The organism is Mesorhizobium sp. M1E.F.Ca.ET.041.01.1.1, assembly GCF_003997355.1.
GTDB lineage: Bacteria > Pseudomonadota > Alphaproteobacteria > Rhizobiales > Rhizobiaceae > Mesorhizobium.
The window spans coordinates 1-1,379 of record NZ_RZSL01000989.1 but is presented as its reverse complement, the minus strand read 5'-3'; the positions used below and the strand labels follow the sequence as shown (position 1 = coordinate 1,379).

At 62.5% G+C, this 1,379-nt stretch carries 2 protein-coding genes; one reads left to right on the top strand and one right to left on the bottom strand.

Annotated features, from left to right (window positions below; all coding sequences use genetic code 11):
- The coding region (locus EOA38_RS39935; RefSeq protein ID WP_210213020.1) for a hypothetical protein at positions 1 to 266 on the bottom strand (266 nt) is incomplete at its 3' end.
- On the opposite strand from EOA38_RS39935, the gene EOA38_RS36670 reads away from it, so the two are divergent.
- On the top strand, positions 202 to 1,379 hold a 1,178-nt coding region (locus EOA38_RS36670; RefSeq protein ID WP_127301507.1), incomplete at its 3' end, for an MFS transporter. The genes EOA38_RS39935 and EOA38_RS36670 overlap by 65 nt on opposite strands.

Sequence of the window (1,379 nt, the reverse complement as noted above, 5' to 3'; positions counted from 1 at the left end):
GATGAGCCATCCAGTGCCACGCTCCGCTTTCGCATTGCACCTAATACGAAAGTCATAATCCCATCGTCTCGGTGCCTTTTGGCGGCGCTTTCTGCCATTTTTTCTTCGTTGGCCGCGTTTTTTTGAGTCCACGTTCGGAGAAGTTGCGGACGGTGGCGCGCAGTCATCGAGGACATACGGGATCCACGGGAGGATATATCAATGGCAATGGTTTCGACCGCCGGCGGAACAAGCCGCGGCATGACGCGGGAGGAAAAGAAGGTCATCTTCGCCTCCTCGCTCGGCACCGTTTTCGAATGGTACGATTTCTATCTTTACGGCTCGCTGGCCGCCTTCATCGGCGCGACCTTCTTCAGCCCGACCATCCCCGAGGCGACGCGCAACATCTTCGCGCTGCTGGCCTTTGCCGCCGGCTTCCTCGTCCGCCCGTTCGGCGCGCTGGTGTTCGGCCGCCTCGGCGACCTTGTCGGCCGCAAATACACCTTCCTCGTCACCATGACGATCATGGGCCTGTCGACCTTCCTGGTCGGCCTGCTGCCCGGTTACGCCAGTTGGGGTATCGCGGCACCCGTGATCCTGATCGGGCTCCGCATGTTCCAGGGCCTGGCGCTTGGCGGCGAATATGGCGGTGCCGCGACCTATGTCGCCGAGCACGCGCCGGACGATCGCCGCGGCTACTACACTTCCTGGATCCAGACGACGGCGACGCTCGGCCTGTTCCTGTCGCTGCTCGTCATCCTGGGCGTCCAGAGTTCGCTCAGCAAGGAAACCTATGCTGCCTGGGGCTGGCGCATTCCCTTCATCGTCTCGTTCCTGCTGCTCGCCGTCTCGGTCTGGATCCGGCTGTCGCTCTCGGAGTCGCCGACCTTCCAGCGCATGAAGGAAGAGGGCAAGGGCTCCAAGGCGCCGTTGTCGGAAGCCTTCGGCCAGTGGAAGAACGCCAAGATCGCGCTTCTGGCGCTGCTCGGCCTGACCGCCGGCCAGGCCGTCATCTGGTACAACGGCCAGTTCTACGCGCTGTTCTTCCTGACGAACGTGCTGAAGGTCGACGCGCAGTCGGTCAACATCATGATCGCGATCGCGCTTGCGGTAGGCTCGCTCTTCTTCGTCGTGTTCGGCTGGCTGTCGGACAAGATCGGCCGCAAACCGATCATCATGGCTGGCCTGGCGCTTGGTATCGTCTGCACCTTCCCGCTGTTCAAGGCGCTGACCTGGGCCGCCAACCCGGCTTTGGCCACCGCGCAGCAGAATACGCGCGCGACGGTGACGGCTGCCCCCGGCGACTGCAGGTTCCAGTTCAACCCGGTCGGCACGGCGAAGTTCACGACATCCTGTGACATCGCGACCTCCTTCCTGACCAAGAACTCGGTGCCTTATGA